General features: G+C 72.2%; 12 protein-coding genes and 1 pseudogene. 5 read left to right on the top strand and 8 right to left on the bottom strand.

What is annotated here, in order from left to right; genetic code table 11:
- The first annotated feature begins 90 nt into the window (after positions 1–90).
- Both ACH4NX_RS14570 and ACH4NX_RS14565 read left to right on the top strand, forming a co-directional pair.
- A complete protein-coding gene (locus tag ACH4NX_RS14570; protein WP_398127078.1) occupies positions 91–1,038 on the top strand; it encodes a LysR family transcriptional regulator in 948 nt (315 codons plus the stop codon).
- A 197-nt stretch (positions 1,039–1,235) separates the two neighbouring features.
- Positions 1,236–2,609: a carbohydrate-binding protein gene (locus tag ACH4NX_RS14565; protein WP_398127077.1), complete on the top strand. Its 1,374-nt coding sequence runs from the start codon at positions 1,236–1,238 to the stop codon at positions 2,607–2,609.
- Positions 2,610–2,799: 190 nt separating this feature from the next.
- On the opposite strand, the gene ACH4NX_RS14560 is transcribed toward ACH4NX_RS14565, so the two are convergent.
- Positions 2,800–4,032 (bottom strand): hypothetical protein, encoded by a 1,233-nt coding sequence (locus ACH4NX_RS14560; RefSeq protein ID WP_398127076.1) that lies wholly within the window; start codon positions 4,030–4,032, stop codon positions 2,800–2,802.
- 595 nt (positions 4,033–4,627) lie between these two features.
- Between ACH4NX_RS14560 and ACH4NX_RS14555 the strand changes: the two genes are divergently transcribed.
- Positions 4,628–7,486 (top strand): AfsR/SARP family transcriptional regulator, encoded by a 2,859-nt coding sequence (locus ACH4NX_RS14555; RefSeq protein WP_398127074.1) that lies wholly within the window; start codon positions 4,628–4,630, stop codon positions 7,484–7,486.
- A gap of 398 nt (positions 7,487–7,884) precedes the next feature.
- Here ACH4NX_RS14555 and ACH4NX_RS14550 read toward each other — a convergent pair whose 3' ends face one another.
- Positions 7,885–9,156, bottom strand: coding sequence for a trypsin-like serine protease (locus ACH4NX_RS14550; RefSeq protein ID WP_398127073.1), 1,272 nt, complete (start codon positions 9,154–9,156; stop codon positions 7,885–7,887).
- 74 nt (positions 9,157–9,230) lie between these two features.
- Positions 9,231–9,773 carry a hypothetical protein gene (locus ACH4NX_RS14545; RefSeq protein WP_398127072.1) on the bottom strand — a complete coding sequence of 181 codons (543 nt, stop codon included), beginning with the start codon at positions 9,771–9,773 and terminating at the stop codon, positions 9,231–9,233.
- 448 nt (positions 9,774–10,221) lie between these two features.
- Here ACH4NX_RS14545 and ACH4NX_RS14540 point away from each other — a divergent pair, with 448 nt between their 5' ends.
- Together ACH4NX_RS14540 and ACH4NX_RS14535 are read left to right on the top strand one after the other, a co-directional pair.
- Positions 10,222–13,602 (top strand): ALF repeat-containing protein, encoded by a 3,381-nt coding sequence (locus ACH4NX_RS14540; protein ID WP_398127071.1) that lies wholly within the window; start codon positions 10,222–10,224, stop codon positions 13,600–13,602.
- 39 nt (positions 13,603–13,641) lie between these two features.
- On the top strand, positions 13,642–14,040 hold the full coding sequence (locus ACH4NX_RS14535; protein ID WP_398127070.1) for a nuclear transport factor 2 family protein: 399 nt from the start codon (positions 13,642–13,644) through the stop codon (positions 14,038–14,040).
- A gap of 92 nt (positions 14,041–14,132) precedes the next feature.
- Here ACH4NX_RS14535 and tuf read toward each other — a convergent pair whose 3' ends face one another.
- From tuf to ACH4NX_RS14510, 5 genes and pseudogenes are all read right to left on the bottom strand, one after another.
- Positions 14,133–15,326: an elongation factor Tu gene (tuf, locus tag ACH4NX_RS14530; protein ID WP_351389576.1), complete on the bottom strand. Its 1,194-nt coding sequence runs from the start codon at positions 15,324–15,326 to the stop codon at positions 14,133–14,135.
- Between the two features lie 170 nt (positions 15,327–15,496).
- Complete coding sequence (fusA, locus tag ACH4NX_RS14525) at positions 15,497–17,623, bottom strand: elongation factor G (protein WP_351389578.1); 2,127 nt, start codon at positions 17,621–17,623, stop codon at positions 15,497–15,499.
- A 39-nt stretch (positions 17,624–17,662) separates the two neighbouring features.
- Positions 17,663–18,133, bottom strand: coding sequence for a 30S ribosomal protein S7 (rpsG, locus tag ACH4NX_RS14520; protein ID WP_003974303.1), 471 nt, complete (start codon positions 18,131–18,133; stop codon positions 17,663–17,665).
- Between the two features lie 2 nt (positions 18,134–18,135).
- Complete coding sequence (rpsL, locus tag ACH4NX_RS14515) at positions 18,136–18,507, bottom strand: 30S ribosomal protein S12 (protein WP_003948652.1); 372 nt, start codon at positions 18,505–18,507, stop codon at positions 18,136–18,138.
- A gap of 574 nt (positions 18,508–19,081) precedes the next feature.
- Positions 19,082–20,059: pseudogene (locus tag ACH4NX_RS14510) on the bottom strand (glycosyltransferase family 2 protein); the annotation flags it as partial.
- Positions 20,060–20,062: the final 3 nt, after the last annotated feature.

Here is a 20,062-nt window from a genome sequence, read left to right as displayed (position 1 = left end):
ACGGACATGTTTCCCGTTCACGACACAACTTGTGCCACAGGTCCGGACCAACCTCTTGCCCCCGCCCCACACCCGTCGCAAGCTCCCCTCATGGAGCTGGAGTTGCGGCATCTCAAGACGGTCCGAGCCATCGCCGACGCCGGCAGCCTCACCAGGGCGGCGACGGCGCTCGGCCTCGCACAGCCCGCGCTGAGCGCACAGCTCAAGCGGATCGAAAGGGCCCTGGGAGGCGCGCTGTTCGTACGGGGCAGACACGGGGTGCGGGCCACCGCGCTGGGCGAACTGGTGCTGGAACGCAGCCGGATCCTGCTGCCCGCGGTGACCGAGTTGCAGCAGGAAGCGGCCCGGTTCGCGCGGGCTCCGCGCACGGCGGAACGCCTGCGGCTGGGCGGCACCCACGGGCCCCTGCTGGGGGCCCTGGTCGACCGGCTGGCGGGCGTGGCGCCGAACGCCCGGATGACGACCTGTACGTCCTGGTCGGAGAGGGAACTGGCCGAACAGCTGGCGGAGGGGCGGCTGGACTTCGCGCTCGCCGGAACCTGCGGGTCCGCCTCCCCGCCCGGTGCCGCGGGGCTGGTTTGGCGCGAGGTCGCCGTCGACCCGGTGTTCGTGATGATGCCCGCCGGTCACCCGCTCGCCCGGCGGATGGAGGTGGACCTGACCGAGCTGGCGGGCGAGGAGTGGGCCTGCGTGCCCGGTGACGGCTGCTTCGGCGACTGCTTCACCGCTTCGTGCGCCCGCGCCGGGTTCACCCCGCGCCGCATGTACGAGACGGACACCGCGTCCCTGGTCCATCTGGTGCAGGTGGGGCGGGCGGTCGGGCTGTGCCGGGCGACCTTCCCGAACACGCCCGGCATCGTCACCCGGCCGCTCACCGGCACCCCGCTGGCCTGGCGGCACCTCCTCGGCTGGCACGCGGTGACGCAACGCCAGGACACCGCCGCGACCGTGCTCGCGCAGGCCCGCATGGCGCACGCGGGGGTGGCGGCGAGCAGTGACAGCTACACGGAGTGGATGGCGGCGCACCGGGTTCCGTGACGGGGCACGCCGGGTCCGCACGGGACTTGCGCCGTCCCCTCTCACCGGCCACGGCCTTCCACAACGCCTTCCATAACACCGGGGAGAGGGTCAGCCGACGTCTTACGGCCACCGGCCGCCCCTCCCTACGGTTTCGGCACCTCCCCACCGGGACCCACCGGTCCCCGCCGGGCCCACCGAGACCGAGGAGATCCCCCATGCCCCACCGGTACCGACACAGCAGAGCCATGGGTGCCGCCGTCGCCGCGACGGCCGCCCTGCTCGTGGCCGGGCTCAGCGGCTCCGCGAGCGCCGGGACGGCTCCCGCCGGCTCCGCACCCACCGCGGCCGAGACCCTCCGCACCGACGCCGCGCCTGTCGCCCTCCTCAGCGCCATGCAGCGCGACCTCGGCCTCGACCGGCAGCAGGCCGAGCGCCGCCTCGTCAACGAGGCCGAGGCGGGCGCCACGGCGGCCCGGCTCCGCGCCGCGCTCGGCGGTGACTACGCGGGCGCGTGGCTGCGGGGCGCCGAGTCCGGCACGCTGACCGTGGCGACGACCGACGCGGACGACGTCGCGGCGATCGAGGCGGCGGGCGCCGCGGCCACCGTCGTACGGCACTCGCTCGCCGACCTGGACGCGGCCAAGTCCCGGCTGGACCGGGCCGCCACCGGCCGGGACACCACCGACGCGCCGGTCCGGTACGTCGACGTACGGACGAACACGGTCACCGTGCAGGCCGTACGGCCGTCCGCGGCCCACGCCCTCCTCGACGCGGCCGGTGTCGACGCCGGACTCGCCCGGGTCGAGAAGACCGCCGAAAGGCCCCGTCCGCTCTACGACCTGCGGGGCGGCGAGGCGTACTACATCAACAACAGCGGACGCTGCTCGATCGGTTTCCCGGTCACCAAGGGCACCCAGCAGGGCTTCGCCACCGCCGGTCACTGCGGGCGGACCGGGGCGAGCACGAGCGGCGCCAACCGGGTGGCCCAGGGCACCTTCCAGGGCTCGACCTTCCCCGGCCGTGACATGGCCTGGGTGGCCACCAACTCCAGTTGGACGGCGACCCCGTACGTCAGCGGCGCCGGCGGCCAGAACGTCCAGGTCACCGGGTCCACCCAGGCCCCGGTCGGCGCGTCCGTGTGCCGTTCCGGTTCCACCACCGGCTGGCACTGCGGCACCGTCCAGCAGCACAACACCAGCGTGACCTACCCCGAGGGCACCATCAGCGGCGTCACCCGCACCACGGTGTGCGCCGAGCCCGGCGACTCGGGCGGCTCGTACATCTCCGGCAGCCAGGCGCAGGGCGTCACCTCGGGCGGCTCGGGCGACTGCCGCAGCGGCGGTACGACGTTCTTCCAGCCGATCAACCCGCTGCTGCAGAACTACGGCCTCACCCTGAAGACGGCCGGCGACGGCGGCGAGGACCCGGGTGAGCCGGAAGAGCCCGGCGGCACCTGGGCGGCCGGCACCGTCTACCAGCCGGGCGACACGGTGACGTACGGCGGCGCGACCTACCGCTGCCTCCAGGGCCACCAGGCGCAGCAGGGCTGGCAGCCGCCGAACGTACCGGCGCTGTGGCAGCGCGTGTGAGCAGCTGACCACCGCACGGGGGACGACCAACGAGGGACGGCCCACGGGGGTGACTCGCGGGGGGTGACTCGCGGGGGACAGCCCACGGGGGGTGGCTCACGGGGGACGGCCCGCAGGGGCTGACTCACGGGGGACGGCGGGGGCGGGTCCGGGTGCGCTGAGGGAGAGCGCCCGGGGCCGTCCCCGTCGGTCATGTGCGGCTGACCCGCCCGCAACCTCCCGAGTCGGACTCCGTGAGGGGCCGGCTGCGGTCGTACGGGTCCGTCGCGGGGCCGGTGGCCGGCTCACCGCCGGGGCCGTCGCCGGCGAAGCCGGGGTGCAGGTAGCCGTCGTGGACGCCGCAACTGGTGTTGTCGTGCTCGGTGAAGTACTTCTCCAGCAGGAGCTTGCCCTCGGTCACGTCCCACCTGGCCGGGTCGTTCAGCGTCAGAGTGAGCGAGCGGCGCACGATCGTGCGCGCCACCTCCCCGTCGTCCCCGTCCGTTCGCACCAGCGGGTAGACGAAGGTGTAGTCCGCGTTCACCTTCACCACGCCCGGCTCCCCGGCGGCCAGGGTCATGTGGCCGCGGACCTTGACCACGTCGCCGGCCAGGCGGGTCTCGTCCGGGTCGAAGCGGGTGAAGAGCAGGAGCGGGTCGTGCTCCTCGTCCGGTGCGCTCAGCGACCGGCGCAGCTCCGGCAGCAGCTCCGGTTGCTTCGGGTCGAGGACGGCCAGCGCCTTGTCCGGCCGCTCCCCGCGCAGTACGCCGGGGTCGAGGTTGGCGGCGACCAGCAGCTCCTTGGTACGGCGCAGCGCGAACGCCACGTCGTCCTCGCTCATGCCGGACAGTGCCTTCGCCTCCGGCACCTCGATGGCATCGGCGCCCTCGGCCCACCGCTCGGCCGGCGAGCCGCGGAAGGGGTGCTCGCGCGTGGCCTGCCCGAACCGGGCGGGGTCACCGGGAGCGCCGGTCGGCAGCGCGGTCTCGGCCGCCAACGGCTTCTCGGGGCCGCCGTACCCGCCGGGCAGCCGGTCCAGGACCAGAGAAGGCCGTACGGCGACGACCGCGAGCGCCGCCAGCACCACCACGCCGACGATCGCGCCCGAACGACGCCGACGGGAGCCGCCCCCGTCTCCCTCCTGCCACGCCGGGCCCGTACGCCAACCCGGCGGGGTGCTGTGCGGCGCCCCCCGCGCCCCCCGCGCCTTCCGCTTCCGGCCCGGCCCTCGGCCACCACGGCCGCCACCCGCCTCCGCGCGCCGCGCCGCCTCGTCCTGTTCCCGCAACCGCCGGGCCACCATCCGCGCCCGCGCGGACGGCTCCTTGGGCGTGGAGGTGCCCCCGCCCTCGGCGGCTTCCCGCAGGAACGACTCCAGCTGCTCGTCGGACAGGGAGGAGGCCGGGTCGTCGTCGGAACGGTCGGGAGGCGGAACGGTACTCACGGACTCACTTTCCGAGCGGCGGCACAGGCACGTCGATTTCGACGGTCAATAATGCCGCTGTGTGAGGGAGAAGTGCGGTGTCATGAGGGAGCTGTGACGAAACCGCTGCCTCTCCGAAGCCCCGTGATCCGACACAGCCGCCGAGCCGGCCGGATCAGGCCCGCACTGCCGTGGGCGACGATCGGCGCGGTCGTGGCCGCCCGCGCGTTCCTCGCGGTACTCGCCTCGGTCACTCCCGCCGCCGCGGTCCGCACCGCAGGACGGCGATAGCACGTGCAACCAGATTCGACCACCCCGGGCGGGCAGCCCTCCGGCCGGCAGCTTCCCGCCCCGGGAGCACCACGCACGTACCCCCGGATTCACCGCGACGGCGGATAAAACAGGCCGCGGCGAGTTAACACCCGGAAAACTTCGGCCGACCATCAAGTTCCGCACCGGAATTCGGTGACCACAAGCCGGATCGCACCTCGAACACCAGCCATAACCGGGTTATCGTTCAAACGACCGAATCCGTGCTGACGTGCGAGGAAAGGGCTGGAAGAGCTGAACGGGCGGCACGTGTGCGGCATGGCATGGGCGATATCAGGGGGAGATCATGGCCGAGGAATCAGCAAAGGCGGAACCAGGAAGAGAACACCCCGCCTTCACACTTCTCGGGCCACTGCAGGTGCACGGACCCGATGGTCCGCTGCACGTTCCGCCGGGACGACAGGAGATCATCCTCGCCGGGTTGCTCCTGCGCGCCAACCAGGTGGTCGGCACGGAGTACTTGGTGGATCTCATCTGGGGGGATGATCCACCGAAGACAGCTCGTACACAAGTGCAAATATGCATTTCCCGTCTCCGGAAGCTCCTCGACCGGGCCGCCCGCCCCGCGGCCATCGCCACCCGGCCCCCCGGCTACGTCCTCACCACCGAGCCCGGCAACGTGGACGCCGCGCTGTTCACCGACCTCGTGGGCCGGGCCAGGCAACTCGGCCGGCAGGCCCGGCGCGAGGAGGCCGTGGGCTTACTGCGTACCGCCGCGGCCCTCTGGCAGGGCGACTGCCTGAGCGGCCTCGGCAACCACCGCCTGGCCAACAGAACCCGCCACCTGGACGAGGAGCGGCTGACCGCCACGGAGCTACGCATCCAGCTGGAGCTGGAACTCGGCCGGCACGAACAACTGGCGGGCGAGCTGGAGATGCTCGTCGGCGAGCATCCGCTGCGGGAGAAACTGCGCGGGCAGCTGATGACCGCCCTGTACCGGTCCGGAAGGCGGGCGGAGGCCCTGAGAACCTACCGCCGGGGCCGGGACCTACTGGTCCGGGAACTGGGGCTGGAGCCCGGACCGGAGCTCCGGGAGCTGGAGGCGGCGATCCTGGCCGGCCGCCTCTCCCCGGACGCCACGGCCGGCTCCGGCTCCCCCACCAGGAGCACCGAGGCACTCGCGCCGCGGCCGAAGGCCGCCGAAGAGGCGCCGGCCACCGTCCCGCCCCCGCCCGGAGCTGCCCTCGTCGTCCCACGCCAGCTGCCCGCCGACGTACCCGACTTCGTCGCCGAACCCGGCCTGCCGGCCACGCTGGAGAAGATCCTGACCGGAGGCGGGGACCCGGAAGGCGGCGGGCCCGTCGTGATCACCGGGAAGCCGGGCACCGGCAAGTCGTCCCTGGCCGTGCGGGTGGCCCACCGACTGGCCGCGGCGGACTTCCCCGACGGCCAGCTCTACTGCGACCTGCGCGGCACCACCGGCTCCCCCGCGACCCCCGCGGAGGTGCTCGGCCGGTTCCTGAGAGCGCTCGGCATACCCGGCCAGATGATCCCCGAGTCGCCGCACGAGCGGGCCGAGATGTACCGCACGCGGCTCGCCTCCCGCCGCATCCTGCTGGTACTGGACGACGCGGCGGGCGAGGGACAGGTCCTGCCGCTGCTGCCCGGCAGCGGCGACTGCGGAGTCATCGTCACCAGTCGGTCCAGGCTGACCGCGCTCCCCGGCGTGCACCGGGTGGAACTCGACGTCCTCGACGAGGACCGGGCCCTGGAACTGCTCGCCCGTATCGTGGGCCGGCAGCGGGTGGAACGGGAACGGCCCGCGGCCGAGGCACTGATCCGCACGGTGGGACGGCTCCCCCTGGCCCTGCGCATAGTCGCCGCCCGGCTGGCCGCCCGCCCCCACTGGACACTGGCCTCGATGGTCTGCCGGCTGGCCGACGAACGGCACCGGCTCGACGAGCTGACCCACGGCGAACTGACCGTGCGGGCCAGCCTGTCGCTGACCTACGACGGACTCGGGGAGAAGGACCGGCGGCTGCTGCGCCTGCTCAGCATGGCCCGGACCCCCACCCTCCCCGGCTGGCTGGCCGGTGCCCTCGCCGACGACCACCGCCCGTTCCTCCCGGACCTCCTCGACCCCCTGGTCGGTGCCCAGATGCTGGACGTCGTCGGGGTGGAGAGCTCCGGTGACTTCCGCTACCGGTTCCACGAGGTCATCCACGTCTACGCCCGGGAGCGGCTCGCCGCCCAGGAAAGCGCGGAACTGCGCGGCGCGGCACTGGCCCGGATGGCCGGCGGCTGGATGCACCTGGCCCAGGAGGCGCACCGCCGGGTGTACGGCGGCGACTTCACGGTGCTGCACGGCGACGCCCCCCGCTGGTACCCGCCCCAGCCGTACGTGGAGCGGCTGCTGACCGATCCACTGGCCTGGCTGGACGGGGAACAGACCGCCCTGTGCCGGATGGTGGGCCACGCGGCGGACGAGGGACTGCACGACCTGAGCTGGGACCTGGCCACCACCCTGGTCACCCTGTTCGAGGTGCGCGGCCACTACGACCTGTGGGAGCGGACCCATCTGCGGGCGCTGGAGGCCGTGAGCCGGGCGGGAAACCTGCGCGGCGTCGCCGCCGTGCGCGCGTCCCTGGGATCGCTGTACGTGCGCCGGAACCAGGCCGCTCCCGCCCGGCAGGCCCTGGAGTCGGCGCTCAGCCTCTTCCTGACGCTGGACGAGCCCAGAGGGAAGGGCCTGTGCCGCCGGGACCTGGCGCTCATGGCCCGGCGGGAGGGCGACCACGCCACGGCCGGCGCGCTGTACGCCCAGGCCATGGAGGACTTCACAGCGAGCGGCGACGCGGTGGGACGGGCCGGCGTCCTCACCCAGAGCACCCATGTCCTGCTGCGCCAGGGCCGCAAGGACGCCGCCCAGCGGCAGCTGGAGGAGGCGTTCCGCATCTACGAGTCCCTCCGTTACACCGGCGGGCAGGCGCGGACGCTGCGCCGGTCGGGACAGGTCCTGCTGGAGCAGGGCGAACCCGAGCGGGCGCTGATCGCCCTCACCGAGGCACTGGAGTTCTGCCGTGGCTCCGGCGACGTCATCGGGGTGGGGCACCTGCTGCACGACCTGGGCCACGCCTTCACCGCCCTCGGCCGGACCGGGTTGGCGCGGGAACACTACGAGCAGGCCCTGGCGGCCCGGGAGTAGGTCATGGACCTGAGCGGCAGCGCCCTGCTCCGGCCGGACCGCGGGGGCCGTCCGGCGTCCTCCGCGTTCAGTCCCAGGGGTCGTTGAGTCCCCGGCCCCTCACGAGCACGCGGCGCCCCGCCCGAGGGGCCGCCTCGCCGGCGGCGTGACCCACCGGGGCGGGGAGCCCGGTACGTGCGTGACGTGCGGTCCTGTTCCGGGACATGGTGTCTCCTGGGCGCGGGCTGGATCCGTCGCGGTGCGCTCCGCACGCTAGGGACAGCGGGATTCCCCGAACCGCCCCCGTCCTTATCACCGCGCTATCCCGGCGCCGGCCGCCTGCCCGGTCCCCGTCCCGGTGGACCGGACCGTGCGGCACCCCGAACGCCCGCCGGCGTCCGGGGTGCACCGTACGGAGGTCAGCCCAGCGGCAGCGGAGCCGGCGCCGCCGGGGCCGAACCCACGACCTTGAAGTTGTCGGCGTGCGTCAGCGTGAAGCGCTCCCAGCCACCGGTGACACCGGCCGAGCGGGCGCGCAACTGGCCCGCGTCCTCCCCGGTGTAGCTCGCCTCGGTCGCGACGTACTTACCGTTCGCCCGCGACTGGAGGGCGTACTTCTGGTCTCCCTGGGGCACCAGCGTGAACAGCTCCCATCCTCCGGTGACGGACTCGCTGCGGGCACGCAGCATCCCCTCCAGGTCACCGGTCCGGTTGAGTTCGGTGGCGACGAAGAGACGGCTGGCCTCCGACCTCAGGGCCACGGACGCCCCGTCGTCACGGGTGTGGAGGGTGAACTGCTCCCAGCCCGCCACCGTGTCGGCGCGTGCCCGCAGCCTGCCCTGGTTCTCACCGGTGGTGGTCACCGCGGCGGACACGTACGTGTCGTTCGCCTGCGCCTTCAGCGACCAGCGGGCCACCCGGGCTCCGATCCAGGCCGTGATGTCGTCCAGGCGGGTACTGAAGGCGTCGGTGCTGGTGACGCTCTCGTCCACGCCGAAGCAGCCGCCCTGCGCGGACCGGCTGTTGATCGCGACGAGTTCGACGCCCTGACCGGTCTCGCGCAGCACCGGGCCGCCGGCGTCACCGGCGCACACCGAGCCGCCCTCCTGGCCGGTGATGCCGACCTCGGTGGCGGCGACCGACTCGACGTCGAAGTCACCGGCGTGCAGGCTCAGGGGCGCCCACTCGTCGGCGGTACGGCCGTAGCCGGTGACCCGGAGCTCCTCCCCCGCGACGGGCTCCGCGGAGGCGAGGGAGACGGGGGTGACCGTGGTGACCTGCGAGGAGAGCTTGGCGAGGACCAGATCACGGTCCGGGTGGGGGACGAGTTCGACGACGTCTCGGACCTGCCCTCCCGTCCCGGTCAGGTCGGCACGGCCGATGGTGGCGGTGGTGGCCAGGTCGGGCGCGCCGGCCGGCACCCGCAGGCTCACGGCCGGGTCGTCGGCGAAGCAGCTGGCGGCGGTCAGCAGCCACTGCTTCTCGACCAGGGTGGCGGAACACGCACGGGCGCCGTCGCCGATGTCGAGGCGGGCGGTGAACGCGTAGGGGGTCTCGCCGGCGGGAAGCGGAGGAAGGTCGGGGAGCTCTGTGACGGGACGCCAGCCGCCCGCGTTCGCGGGGGCGGTGAGCGTGCCGACGGTGAGGACGGCGGTCAGCAGGCCGAGGAGAGCGGGTCTGATACGTCGCATTCGGTTTCCTTGGGCGGGAACCGCCGGGGCAGGCCCGGCAGGAGGACTGGAGGGGGACAGGGCGGCGCCGGCGGTCACCGGGAGGTCCGGATCTCCACGAGTGTGTGGGGGCCGCTCTCCGGGTCGGCGGTCTCGCCGACGGGGGTCCAGGTGTTCTCGGTGATGTCGAAGGTGCGTTCCTCGCCGTCGACGGCCATGTCGACCTGGGCCTGGTAGTCGTTGCCCCGTACGCCGTACACGGCGGGCATCTCCAGGGCGAGGTAGCCCGCGTCACCGGTGACGCGGAAGCAGAACGGGGCGCTGTGATCGGTCGCCCAGACCTGCAGCGGATTGTCACCGGAGTCGCAGTCGACGAGGACGATGTGGCCGTCGCCGCGCTTGAGCAGGATGCCCCGCTCCTGGAGGATCCGGTCGGCCTGCGGGTAGTCGAACGTCTCCACGGCGTAGCCCGGGACCTCGTCCGCCACCGGGGCGGCGACGGCGCCGCCGTCCTGGCCGACGGCGGACCCCACGGCGAGGAAACCGGCGACGGCCGCCGCCAGGGCGGTGACACCGATCACCCGCCGCACTCCTCCGCCGGCCCCCTGGCGCTTCGTGAGCAGTCTCTTCACGGACATTCCTTCTCCATCCTGATGCGGAAAGGCCGGTGGTGGCCCGCGGTTGCCCGGCCACGGGTCCGGAAACAGCCCGGACCCCGCTGGTGCCGCACATTCATCAACAGGTCGCTATCCACCGGGCGATCACGCCGCCAACTCCCCTCTTTCGCCTGGGCGGGCGGGATTCCGCGATCCGGTCGGCCGGCCATGTCCGTGACAGCGGCGGAATAGCGCCGGAGCCGGTCCCGTGAAGGGCCCGCCTCCTAGCCTGCGGGGCGACGAGACGCCTGCACCGGCGGGGCGGGGAGGAAGCAGCCGACGCCGAAGGAGCCCGAACGACGTCTGCCACCGGCACCCTGAAGTCGGCTCGGCGACCGTTCCGGCCCCGCGGCGCGCGTTTCTTCCGGTTCCGCGGTGCACGGCTCCGTACGCAGTCAGGTGCCCCGACCGAGGAGTGGGTCAGCGAGCCATGAGCACGAACCTGTGGAACCGAAGAAGATTCCTGCAGACCTTGATGGCCGGCACCGCCGGCGCGGTGGTCTATCAGTCACTGGGCCCCGCCTCCGCGCGCGCCTACGCCACCGACGCGCCGGGAAGCGTCCTGCCCGACACGGACCGGGCCAGAGCGGTGGAGGCCTGGCAGACCGGCGGCACGGCGATCCGTGAGGCCGCGGCGGCGGCGCTGGTCGGTTCGGACGCGGACATACGTCAGTTCCTGGACGTGGAGCTGCCCCGCCGGAAGGCCGAGGACCACCGGATGGCGGTGCTCCGGTTCATGACCGTGGCCGGGGCCTCCGTCCGGGCGGCCGCGAACACGGCCCTGTCCGGCACCGACGCCGATGTCGAGGCCTTCATGACATCGGGATACCGGACGCCCCAGGCCGAGGACCTGCGGATCGCCACGCTCACCGCCATGGACAACGGCGGCGCGGCGGCGAAGCGGGCGGGGCAGGCGGCGATGGACGCCGGCACCGCCGAGGCGCTGGAGACCTTCCTGACCACGGGCCTGGAGACCGCCCGGGCCGAGGACGACCGTATGGAAGCCCTGCAGATCATGGCGCAGGGCGGTCCCGAGGTGCGGACCTACGCGACCCGGGCGCTCGACGGCGACGCCGAGGACGTGCGCTGGTTCCTGGAGACCGGTCAGCACATCGCCCGTGCACGCGACCAGGAGTCCCTCACCATCACCCAGCTGGTGCAGGCCGTGGAGACGGCGGGCAGGCGCGCCAAGCGGGAGACCGACCAGGCGGTGGAGGCGTCCGAGCGGGCGAAGGCCGCCGCGGCCGCCGCCAAGGCCGCCGCCCAGACGGCCGCCCGGGAGGCCCAGGCAGCCCAGGGCGATGCCCGGCAGGCCGGTGCGGCCGCGGGCCGGGCGGCCAAGGCGGCCCAGGGCGCCGCCGCCGCGGCGCGTACCGCGATCGTCGCCTCCAACACGGCGGTGGCGGCGTCCCACCGCGCCGCGGAGGCGGCCCAGTCCGCCGCCGCCGCGGCCGCTGTCGCGGGCCGTGCCGCCGCGGGCGCCTACAACGCGGCGATCGCCGCGTCCAAGGACGCCTCGAAGGCGAAGGCTGCCCGGACCGCGGCCGAGGGCGCCCGCAACGCGGCGGCCGGTGCCCGCAAGTCCGCGGTCGCCGCGAACGCCGCCGCGGCCGCTTGCGCACAGTCCAAGCTGGCCGGTGCCGCCGCGGCCTCCGCCGCGCAGAACGCCGCGGCCGCCGCGTCGGCCGCCGCCACCGCCGCCACCGCGTCCGGCGTGGCGAGCCACCAGGCGCAGCGGGCCCGGGCCGCCGCGGCCGAGGCCAACGCGGCCGCCGCGCGGGCCACAGCGGCCGCCGGGCGCGCCGAGCGCCTCGCGTCCACCGCCGCCACCGCCGCCCAGCAGGCGAGGGACGCCGCCAACCGGGCGGCGGAACACGCGGAGAAGGCCGCGGCCGCGGCCGACGAGGCCGCCGACCACGCCGGCGAGGCCCTGGACTACGCGAACAAGTCCACCGCGCACGCCAACGCCGCGGTGGAGGCCGCGGGCGAGGCCTCCACGGCCGTCGCGCGCGCCCAGGAGGTCGAGCGGCTGGCCCGCGAGGCGGAGGCCGAGTTCATCGCCGGCGACATGGAGACCGGCATGGCGGACGCCCGTCTGGTCGCCGAGTCCGAGGCGGCGTACGTACAGGACTGGGAGCGGCTCGCCACCCAGGGCGGGGCGATGCGGGAGGACAGCGCCGGTCACCTCGGCCAGGCGGCGGCGGCGCTCGCCGCCGGCCGGCAGACGGCGGCCGTGGACCACGGGCGCCGGGCGGCGGTCGGCCTGCTCGGGGCCACCGGCACCTGGTCCCGCGACGCCGCCGCGTTCGCGCTCTCCGGCAGCGACGCGGACGTCCTGGCCTGGCTCGACGCCGATCGGGAGCTGGCACAGGACCAGGACGACCGCGACTCGGTGCTCTACACGGCGCGGATCGGTCCCTCCGCGTTCGGCGAGGCGGCCCAGGCCGTCCTCGCCCAGGACGACCCGGCGGCGGTGCGCAGGTTCCTCACCGAGGACGCCCACCAGGTACTCCTGGAGGACTACCGGGTGCGGGCCCTGCGGCTCCTGAACGGCAGCGGCCCCTCCGTGACCGCCGCCGCTTCCGCCGCCCTCGACGTCGGGACCGCACAGGCCCTGCGGGACTTCCTCTACGACGGATACCGCCTGGCCCAGATGGAGGACGACCGGGTCGCCACCCTGGCCGTCATCGCGAAGGGCGGCGCGTACACCCGGGCGGCCGCCCAGGTCGCGATGGACGGCTCGGCCGGCATGCGCCGCAGCTTCGTCCAGGAGGTGCAGTACCGGGCGGCGCAGGTCGACCACGACGCCACCACCCACGTCGCCGCGATCCGCGCGGCCATCGCCCACGCGGCGAGCGTCGCGGCCAAGGCGCAGGAGAACGCCGCACTGGCGAGCAAGACGGCGGCCGAGGCACGGGAGGCCGCTGACGAGGCCGCCCAGTGGGCGGACCGGGCCCGCACCTCCGCCACGGAGGCGGCCAACCACGCCCAGCAGGCCAAGGACGACGCGGACGCCGCGGACCGGTCCGCGGCACAGGCCGCCGCCTCCGCCCGGAAGGCGCTGGAGGCCGCGGCCACCGCCCGGCGCGCCGCCCGCAGCGCGAACCACTCGGCCAACTCGGCCGTCGCCTCCGCCCGGCAGGCCGCCGCGTCGGCACAGAGCGCCCAGCGGTCCGCGACCGTCGCCCGCGCCGCCAAGCTGCAGGCCCAGCAGGACGCCGCCGCGGCGGCCGCCGCGGCCACCGAGGCCAGGCAGATCGAGAGCAGTCTGCGCCGCAAGGAACAGGCCGCCGCCGCCCGTGAGGCGGCCGAGGAGGCCCGCCGCCGCGAGGGGGCGGGAACCGACCCGACGAACACCCCGGACAACGACCGGGCCGACGTTCCGGGAAGCAGCAAGGAGGACTGGGCCGGCCACGCCGACGAACTCCAGCGCTACTCGCAGTACCTGGGCCTGGCCGCAGGCGGCCTGGGCCTGGCGGCGGCCGGCGCGGCGCTCATCCCGGGCGGCCAGCCCGTGGCGGCCTTCCTCGGTGCCACCGCCATGGGGCTGCAGGTCGCCAGCCTCACGCTCGACGTGGTCGCACTGGGCATGACCGCGTACGCCGAAGGCATCACCAGCAAGGAATTCTGGATGGACGCCGGCATGACCGCGGTCAACGTCTTCGGAGGGGTCAGGTTCCTCAACGCCTTCGGAGGCCTCGCGGCCACCGGAGAGGGCGTCCTGAAGGCGGGAGCCAGCGCGGTGGGAGAAGTGGCGTCCACGACGTTCGGCTTCTTCGAGGACGAGGTGACGGACTTCTTCGGCTTCTAGGAACGGCGTCACCCGACAGCCGCGGACGCAGGAAGCTCCATGGACGACCGCAGGTCCGTACCGCCCGAACCGCTCCGCCCGAGCAGCCTGGTCATGGCGGTCGGGGCCGAACACGTACGGCTGATGTACCACTTCCTCGACCGGGGCGACCTCGATGCCTGCGCGTCCCTGCTGGACGAGCAGGTGAGGTTCGAATCCCCCGGCAAGGCGGCCGTGCACGGGCGGACGGCCGTGGACCGGGTACGCCGTGAACTCCTCGGCGACGGCCTCCCGCACCACATCGAGCGACTCGTGGTGCGGGGGGCACGCGTCGTCGCGGTGGGCCGGCTCGCCCCCGTGGGCCGGCTGGAGCCGGTGCGCTTCGTGGACGTCCTCACGCTCTCCCCGCACGCGATGGTGCGCGGTTGCACCCGCTACTACCGCGCACCACCGCGGTGAGCCGGACGGCACACGACAGAGGGCCCGCACGACCGAAGTCGTGCGGGCCCTCAGGCGCTCGCGGAAGGAGCTACCAGGTCAGATCAGCAAGCTTACTTGTTGATCTTGGTGACCTGGCCGGCGCCCACGGTCCGGCCACCCTCGCGGATGGCGAACTTCAGGCCCTCTTCCATGGCGACGGGCTGGATGAGCTCCACCTTCATCTCGGTGTTGTCACCCGGCATGACCATCTCGGTGCCCTCGGGGAGGGTAACGACGCCGGTCACGTCCGTCGTACGGAAGTAGAACTGCGGACGGTAGTTGTTGAAGAAGGGGGTGTGACGGCCACCCTCGTCCTTCGACAGGATGTAGGCCTGGGCCTCGAACTCGGTGTGCGGCGTGACCGAACCGGGCTTGATGATGACCTGGCCGCGCTCGACGTCCTCGCGCTTGATGCCACGGAGGAGCAGACCGACGTTCTCACCGGCCTGGCCCTCGTCGAGGAGCTTGCGGAACATCTCGATACCGGTGACCGTGGTGGTGGTCTTCTCGGTCTTGATGCCGATGATGTCGACGGTCTCGTTGACCTTGAGGACACCACGCTCGATGCGGCCGGTGACGACCGTACCGCGACCGGTGATGGTGAAGACGTCCTCGATCGGCATCAGGAACGGCTTGTCGACGTCGCGCTCGGGCTCCGGGATGGCCTCGTCCACGGCCTTCATGAGCTCGAGGACCGAGTTGCCCCACTCCTTGTCGCCCTCGAGGGCCTTCAGAGCGGAGACCTTGACGACCGGCAGGTCGTCGCCCGGGAACTCGTACTCGGAGAGGAGCTCACGCACCTCGAGCTCGACGAGCTCCAGGATCTCCTCGTCGTCCACCATGTCGGCCTTGTTCAGGGCGACGACGATGTACGGAACGCCGACCTGGCGGGCCAGGAGCACGTGCTCCTTGGTCTGCGGCATCGGGCCGTCGGTGGCCGCGACCACGAGGATGGCGCCGTCCATCTGCGCCGCACCCGTGATCATGTTCTTGATGTAGTCCGCGTGACCGGGGCAGTCGACGTGGGCGTAGTGACGGGTCTCCGTCTGGTACTCGACGTGCGCGATCGAGATCGTGATACCGCGCTGGCGCTCCTCGGGAGCCTTGTCGATCTGGTCGAAGGCCGAGGCCTCGTTCAGCTCGGGGTACGCGTCGTGCAGCACCTTGGTAATGGCGGCCGTGAGGGTCGTCTTACCGTGGTCGATGTGACCGATGGTGCCGATGTTGACGTGCGGCTTAGTCCGCTCGAACTTCGCCTTCGCCACTGGGGTCCTCCTGTGGAGTGGTTCTGTACGCCTTACTCATCGGCGCCAGGTGATCTTTGCTGGAAAGCCCGGGGTGCCGGGGGCATTCCACCGGTTCACGGCGGAATGCCCCATGCAGGCTCCGGGGTCAAGCCTAAAGCGTGAGAACGCGGTCCGTTGAACGGAGTCCGTTACTCGCCCTTGGCCTTCGCGATGATCTCCTCGGCGACGTTCCGGGGAACCTCGGCGTAGGAGTCGAACTGCATCGAGTAGCTTGCGCGACCCGACGTCTTGCTGCGGAGGTCTCCGACGTAGCCGAACATCTCCGACAGGGGCACGAGCCCCTTCACGACGCGGGCACCCATCCGCTCCTCCATGGCCTGAATCTGACCACGGCGGGAGTTGATGTCGCCGATGACCTCGCCCATGTAGTCCTCGGGCGTGGTGACCTCGACGGACATCATCGGCTCCATGAGGACCGGCGAAGCCTTGCGCGCGGCCTCCTTGAAGGCCTGCGAACCGGCGATCTTGAACGCCAGCTCGGAGGAGTCCACCTCGTGGTAGCCACCGTCGATGAGCGTGACGCGGACGCCCGTCATCTCGTAGCCGGCCAGGATGCCGAACTGCATGGCCTCCTGGGCACCGGCGTCCACCGAAGGGATGTACTCCTTCGGGATACGGCCACCGGTCACCTTGTTCACGAACTCGTACGAGGTGTCGCCACCCTCGATCGGCTCGATCGCGATCTGCACCTTCGCGAACTGACCGGTACCACCGGTCTGCTTCTTGTGGGTGTAGTCCACGCGCTCGACGGCCTTGCGGATCGTCTCACGGTACGCGACCTGCGGCTTGCCGACGTTGGCCTCGACGCGGAACTCACGGCGCATACGGTCGACCAGCACCTCGAGGTGCAGCTCGCCCATACCACCGATGATGGTCTGGCCGGTCTCCTCGTCGGAGTGGACCTGGAAGGACGGGTCCTCCTCGGCCAGACGCTGGATCGCGACGCCGAGCTTCTCCTGGTCGCCCTTCGACTTGGGCTCGATGGCGACCTCGATGACCGGCGCCGGGAAGTCCATGGACTCCAGGATGACCGGGCTCTTGTCGTCGGACAGCGTCTCACCGGTGGTGGTCTGCTTCAGGCCCATGACGGCGACGATGTCGCCGGCGCCCACCGCCTCGATCTCCTCACGCTTGTTGGCGTGCATGCGGTAGATCTTGCCGATGCGCTCCTTCTTGCCCTTGACGGAGTTCAGCACGGCGGTGCCGGACACCAGGCGGCCCGAGTAGACCCGGACGAAGGTGAGCTTGCCGAGGTGCGGGTCGCTCATGATCTTGAAGGCGAGCGCGGCCAGCGGCTCGTCCTCGGACGGCTTGCGCTTGACGACGACCTCGGGGTCCTTGACGTCGTGGCCCTCGATGGCCTCGACGTCGAGCGGGGTCGGCAGGTAGCGCACGACCGCGTCGAGCAGGGGCTGGACGCCCTTGTTCTTGAACGCGGTGCCACAGAACACCGGGGTGACCGTGGTGCCGTCGGACTTGCCGGAGGCGATGGTGACGCGGCGGATCGCGGCGTACAGCTGCTCCACGGAGGGCTCCTTGCCCTCCAGGAACAGCTCCATGATCTCGTCGTCGTTCTCCGCGACGGCCTCGACCAGCTTGCCGCGCCACTCTTCAGCAGCCTCGGTGTGCGTGGCCGGGATGTCGACGGTCTCGTACATCTCGCCCTTGGCGGCATCGGCGGACCACACGAGCGCCTTCATGCGGACCAGGTCCACGACGCCCTTGAAGTCGGCCTCGGCGCCGATCGGGAGCTGCATGACGAGCGGCTGGGCGCCCAGGCGGTTCGAGATCATCTCCACGCAGCGGTGGAACTCGGCGCCGGTACGGTCCAGCTTGTTGACGAAGCAGATGCGCGGCACGCCGTAACGGTCGGCCTGACGCCACACCGTCTCGGACTGCGGCTCCACACCGGCGACACCGTCGAACACGGTCACGGCACCGTCGAGCACACGCAGGGAGCGCTCCACCTCTACGGTGAAGTCGACGTGCCCCGGGGTGTCGATGATGTTGATCGTGTAGTCGTCGTCCTCGAGCGGCCAGTGGCAGGTCGTCGCAGCGGACGTGATCGTGATGCCACGCTCCTGCTCCTGCTCCATCCAGTCCATCGTGGCGGCGCCGTCGTGGACCTCACCGATCTTGTACGACACGCCCGTGTAGAACAGGATCCGCTCGGTGGTGGTCGTCTTGCCCGCGTCGATGTGGGCCATGATCCCGATGTTGCGGACCTTGGCCAGGTCAAGTGAAGTGGTAGCCATAAGGCTTCAGTCTTCTCTCGGTCTCGATGTGGGTAGCGACTACCAGCGGTAGTGCGCGAAGGCCTTGTTGGACTCGGCCATCTTGTGCGTGTCCTCGCGCTTCTTCACAGCGGCACCGAGGCCGTTGGAGGCGTCGAGGAGCTCGTTGAGCAGACGCTCGGTCATCGTCTTCTCGCGACGGGCGCGGGAGTAGCCGACGAGCCAGCGCAGCGCGAGGGTGTTGGCGCGACCGGGCTTGACCTCGATCGGCACCTGGTACGTCGCACCACCGACACGGCGGGACTTGACCTCGAGGGTCGGCTTGATGTTCTCGAGAGCGCGCTTCAGCGTGATGACCGGGTCGTTACCGGTCTTCTCGCGCAGGCCCTCCATGGCGCCGTACACGATGCGCTCGGCGGTGGAGCGCTTGCCGTTCAGCAGCACCTTGTTGATCAGGGAGGTCACCAGAGGAGAACCGTAGACCGGGTCGATGATGACCGGGCGCTTCGGGGCGGGGCCCTTACGAGGCATTCTTACTTCTCCTTCTTGGCGCCGTAGCGGCTGCGGGCCTGCTTGCGGTTCTTCACACCCTGGGTGTCAAGCGAACCGCGGATGATCTTGTAGCGAACACCCGGCAGGTCCTTCACACGGCCGCCGCGCACGAGCACGATGGAGTGCTCCTGCAGGTTGTGCCCCTCACCCGGAATGTAAGCAGTGACCTCGATCCCGCTGGTCAGACGCACACGCGCGACCTTACGCAGGGCCGAGTTCGGCTTCTTCGGGGTGGTCGTGAACACACGCGTGCAGACGCCACGACGCTGGGGCGAACCCTCGAGTGCGGGCGTCTTGTTCTTCTCGACCTTGTCCTGCCGGCCCTTCCGGACCAGCTGCTGGATCGTAGGCACTACTTCTCCGGTTTCTGTGTGCCGAATGGTGAAGCTAACCTGGAACGCCACCGACCCACGCGGTCGGGTGTGTCGAAGCCGCGGATCCCCGCCGGAAGACGAAGGGGGCGCGGATTGCGGTGGCCGGTGACGACCCTCACTGCGGTTGAAGGCACGCACGAGGGCCAGGGCACACCCCAGGCACAAGGTCTGAGCGTACCTATCGCATTCGCTGCGGTCAAAACAAATGCGCGGGACCGGCAGCGCCACCCGCCTCGCCCCGGTTCCTCCCGGTCCACTCCGGGCACCCGACGCCGGCTCCCGGCACCTGGCCGGGCGCGGCTCAGGCGCGCGGGACCGGCACGCGCGGACCGCCCGCGTCGGCGGCGGCCCGCGGTCCCGGTGCCCGGACGGAAGCCTGGGCCTCCGGAGGGCCGTCACCGCTGTCCGCGGAACCGTCCGCACCGCTGCGGCCGCCCACGGCCGCCCCGGCGCCCCGCGGGCCGGTGTACCCGGCGGTGCCCACCGCGTCCGCACGATCGTCCGCACGGCCGTCCGCACGCCCGCCCACGCCGCCGCCGTCCCGGCCCGCGTCGGGCGCGGTGCCCCGGTCCGGTGCCGCCGTGTCGTGGCGGACGAAGTACGTGGGCCGGTTCTGCACCGCCGTGTATATCCGGCCGACGTACTCACCGAGCAGGCCGACGCAGATCAGCTGCACGGCGCCGATGAAGACGATGCCGGTGAAGAGCGACGTCCAGCCGGGCACCGTACGGCCCAGCGCGAAGGCGGCCAGGGTGTAGACCAGCAGCCCCAGGCAGACGACGAAGGCGCCGGCGCCCAGCCAGGTGGCCAGCCGCAGCGGGGCCGCGGAGAAGCCGGTGACACTGTCGACCGCGAGCCGGATCATCCGGCCCAGCGGGTACTTGGTACGGCCCGCGGTGCGCGGAGCGCGCTCGTACGTCACCTGCCCGCTCGGGAAGCCCAGCCACGGCACCAGCAGGCGGTACACCCGCTGCTGGTCCGGCAGCGCCTTCAGCGCGTCCACGGCGGCCCGGCTGAGCAGCCGGAAGTCGCCGGCCTGCGCGGGGACCGACGGGCCCGCCAGGCGCCGCATCAGCCGGTAGTAGACCCCCGCCGTCCACCGCTTGAACCCGGTGTCGCTGCTGCGGTCGGCGCGGACGCCGTAGACGATGTCGAGGCCCTCGGCGCGGGCCAGCGCCAGCATGTCGGGGATCTTCTCCGGAGGGTCCTGGAGGTCGGCGTCCAGACTCACCACGTAGGCGCCCGACGCCCGGTCCAGGCCGGCGGTGAGGGCGGCCTGGTGGCCGGAGTTGCGCCGCAGCGCGACCACGCGCAGTTCCGGCCAGCCCAGCCGGAAGGCGTCGAGCAGCTCCGCCGTACGGTCACCGCTGCCGTCGTCCACCGCGACGACCTCGTGGGCGACGCCCAGCTCCGTCAGGACCGGACGCAACCTGCTGACCAGCGCGGGAAGGGCCTCTTCCTCGTTGTACATCGGAATGACGACCGACAGCACGACCGGTTCGTGCCGTTCCTCGTCCCGTCCCTCGGGCACCGC

Origin of the sequence: Streptomyces sp. NPDC017225, from assembly GCF_044331465.1 — a bacterium.
Taxonomy (GTDB): Bacteria; Actinomycetota; Actinomycetes; order Streptomycetales; family Streptomycetaceae; genus Streptomyces.
Note: the sequence above shows the minus strand (reverse complement) of the source record. Positions and strands in the feature narration are given on the sequence as shown.